This window comes from Pseudomonas nitroreducens (assembly GCF_024170165.1).
Taxonomy (GTDB): Bacteria; Pseudomonadota; Gammaproteobacteria; order Pseudomonadales; family Pseudomonadaceae; genus Pseudomonas; species Pseudomonas nitroreducens_C.
In genome coordinates, this window is sequence record NZ_JALJXP010000027.1 from 1 (window position 1) to 3,184 (window position 3,184).

The following is a 3,184-nucleotide window of genomic DNA, read 5'->3' on the forward strand; positions in this document are numbered from 1 at the left end:
CGAGCGGAGCCGCCCCAGGTCTCGGAGCAGACCTTGGTCAGAGCAGCGGTCAGAGTGGTTTTGCCGTGGTCAACGTGACCGATGGTGCCGACGTTTACGTGCGGCTTGTTACGCTCAAACTTTTCTTTAGCCATCTTGACCGCCTCCCGTAAGGAATTGAGAAAGTCACGTCACCATTAAAACAAAGGCAGATATTTTCATATCTGCCTTTGCGAGATGGAGCTCATGAGCGGATTTGAACCGCTGACCTCACCCTTACCAAGGGTGTGCTCTACCAGCTGAGCTACATGAGCAAGACATAAGCAACAAACTTGGAGCGGGTAGCGGGAATCGAACCCGCATCATCAGCTTGGAAGGCTGAGGTTCTACCACTGAACTATACCCGCGGAGCTTGCAGCTCACGCTTGAAAACTGGTGGAGGGGGAAGGATTCGAACCTTCGAAGTCTGAGACGTCAGATTTACAGTCTGATCCCTTTGGCCGCTCGGGAACCCCTCCGAGTGAGGCGGCATTCTACAGCCTGCCACCGCGTTGTCAACTGTTTTTCTTTAAAAAACTTGAGCTTAGCTCTTCGACAACGGCTTCCAGTGCTCGACCCTTTCAGGCGACCCCTGTGAAGCGGGCGCCATTCTATTCAAACTATTGAGGGCTTGCAACGCTTTTACATGGCATTGTTTGTTTTTGCAGCTCGGGGAAGTCCGGAGCCAGCTGACGCACCAGGGAATCATCCACCAGACGTCCGCTTTCCGCGGCTACCTGCGCCCAGTAATCATGCTGCGAACGAGCCAACTCACGCACCAGAGCGTCGTAGCCAGCGGTCTTCAGACGTTCGACGACGCTGTCGGCGGAATCCTTGCTCTGGAAAATCCCAAGGGATATCCCGTCAGTCAGGTCACCCTCGGTGATGATGTAGCTGTCGATCTTGCGCGCCTGCAGCTCACGAAGCTGCCACAACGACGCCTGTCGCGAAGCCAGGGGCGGCAGATAAACCCAATAGTCGACACCAGCCGCAGCATCCACCGTCTGCATCGAGGCCTGTACATCCAGGCTCAGCAGGCGCTGGACCAGCTGTTTCGCACGGTCCTCGGCCGGGAAGCTACCCAGGTATACGCAAGCCGAGGCTGGAGCGGCCACCGGCTTCTCGTCTGCCTGCCGACGCGCAGGCGCCTCGGCAGACTCGCTGAGCAGTCGAATATTCTTCTGCTCAGCGTGAAACAGACTGAGCGGCGCAACCTCCTTCGGACGGAGAGGCGCCTGTTGCTGATGCCAGACGTAATAGAAGACGTTGAGGGCGAGCAGAAAAAGAAAGAACCAACGCATCGATCAGACTCACTCGATCGGACAGGCAAGTGCCAGGCCGAGAAATACCAGGTCCGGAAGCACGACAGCTCGTGCGGACTCATCCTTGACGAGCTCGGCATCGCCCCCGGTCAGATAAACGGCGCAATCGTCACCCAGCAGCTTATTGGCCAGTTCGATCTGTTCGCGCACGAAACCTCGAAGCATCAGCACGCAACCGCGCTCGACGGCCTCAGAGGTCTCCTGGCCAGGGAGCAGGTTCTGCAGCGCCTCATGGGCGGCCTCATCGTCGTAGCGAATGCGCCGGGTATGTGTGCGCAACTGGCTACGCATCAGCGGCATGCCGGGCGCAATGTAGCCACCCAAGTGCTTGCCGGTCGAATCGACCAGGTCGGAAGTGACCGCAGTCCCCAGATCCAGCACCAGGCACCCCCGCCCCGCCAGGCAATGGCCAGCCACCAGGGCCAGCCAGCGATCCATCCCGAGCCGCTGGTACTCGCGATAACCGTTCAGCACGCCGCTGAGCTCAGTTGCAGGAGCGGCAATCTGCACCTTGATGGGGAACGCGCTTTCCAGACCGATTCGCAGGGCGTCGGTTTCCTGCTCACTGCGCACACTAACCATACGGCAGTAGCGGATATCCACCACCTCGCTCGCCTGCAATTGCGCGAGCAGGGCCTGATCGGAGTCAGCCACGCCCCCGGCGACGGTCACCAGATCGTGCTTTCTGACAACACGCCACTTGATCAGGCTGTTTCCGCAATCCAACTCAAGAATCATCCGACAACCTCAGACTCAGCTCGCCGCCGCTGTAGCTCTGCTCCTCGCCATCCACCAGGAGACGCAGCGCGCCCCGCTCGTCGATGCCCAGGGCCCGCCCAACGATATTATTGGCAACAGTGGACAGCGTAACTTGCCGCCCCTGCCATAGATGAAGGGACTCCCACTCTTCGCGGCTGGCAGCGAAGCCTTGCTCGCGATGACGGGAGAGCGCATCGGCGAGCTGCGACTCCAGCGCCTGTAGCAGCTCGTTGCGATCGACCAGCTTGCCGAGCGCCTCTCGCACCGAGGTCCAGGGCTGGTCGATGGCGTCCGCCTTGCGCATGTTCACATTGATGCCGATGCCGATGGCAACGCTGCAGATGTCTGCAGGATCTCCCATGAGCTCAAGCAAGATTCCTGCGATCTTCTTGCCACCCACCAGGACGTCATTCGGCCACTTGAGGCCGACATCCTTCACACCCAGCGCCTTGATGGCCTTCGCCACCGCAAGGCCAACCACCAGGCTCAGCCCTTCCAGCTCCTGGGCTCCACCGCGTACGGTGATGCCCAAGGTGTAATAAAGGTTGGCGCCGAAGGGGCTTTCCCACTGCCGCCCTCTTCTCCCCCGCCCGGCTGTCTGCCGCTCACCCAGAATGGCAAACGGCGCCGCGGCGCCGGCAGACAGGCGTCGCAGAACTTCGGCATTAGTGGAATCGATCGAAAACAGGACATCGAGAGGCCACAGGCCGGAATCGGACCTCGGCGAGATGATGCTAAGAGGCTCTTCAAGGCGATAACCACGGCCGCGCACACGCTGCACGACCATGCCGTAGTCACGCTCAAAGCCCTCAAGGCGCTTCCAGACGGCGCTGCGACTTACCCCGAGAAGGGCACCCAGCTCTTCTCCAGAATGAAAGCGGCCATCGCTCAGCAATTTCAGCAAGGTCTGCATATCACCCCCGCAACAGTCAGGCACGCATCATATAGAGGCATGCATGAATTGCCTACGCAGCAATGGCCCGACATTCCCGCGCGCAAAAGCAAAACCCCCGGCCAGCGATGCTGACCAGGGGTCTTGGGATAGGAGCTTGACGATGACCTACTCTCACATGGAGAAACTCCAC

Annotated in this window: 4 protein-coding genes and 3 tRNA genes; all 7 read right to left on the minus strand. The window is 59.6% G+C overall.

Going from position 1 to position 3,184, the window contains the following annotated elements:
• Positions 1 to 134, minus strand: a 134-nt coding sequence (locus tag J2T47_RS29105) for a GTP-binding protein (protein WP_238996029.1), incomplete at its 3' end; no start/stop codon positions are given.
• Between the two features lie 83 nt (positions 135 to 217).
• Positions 218 to 293, minus strand: a tRNA-Thr gene (locus J2T47_RS29110).
• Positions 294 to 312: 19 nt separating this feature from the next.
• Positions 313 to 386, minus strand: a tRNA-Gly gene (locus tag J2T47_RS29115).
• Positions 387 to 412: 26 nt separating this feature from the next.
• A tRNA-Tyr gene (locus J2T47_RS29120) sits at positions 413 to 497 on the minus strand.
• 141 nt (positions 498 to 638) lie between these two features.
• Complete coding sequence (locus J2T47_RS29125; protein ID WP_253454254.1) at positions 639 to 1,319, minus strand: SPOR domain-containing protein; 681 nt, start codon at positions 1,317 to 1,319, stop codon at positions 639 to 641.
• 9 nt (positions 1,320 to 1,328) lie between these two features.
• A complete protein-coding gene (locus J2T47_RS29130) occupies positions 1,329 to 2,078 on the minus strand; it encodes a pantothenate kinase (protein WP_253454257.1) in 750 nt (249 codons plus the stop codon).
• The gene (gene birA, locus J2T47_RS29135) at positions 2,068 to 3,012 is read right to left on the minus strand and encodes a bifunctional biotin--[acetyl-CoA-carboxylase] ligase/biotin operon repressor BirA (RefSeq protein WP_253454259.1); all 945 of its coding nucleotides are present in this window, start codon (positions 3,010 to 3,012) and stop codon (positions 2,068 to 2,070) included. Before birA ends, J2T47_RS29130 begins: the two co-directional genes overlap by 11 nt.
• Between the last annotated feature and the right edge of the window lie 172 nt (positions 3,013 to 3,184).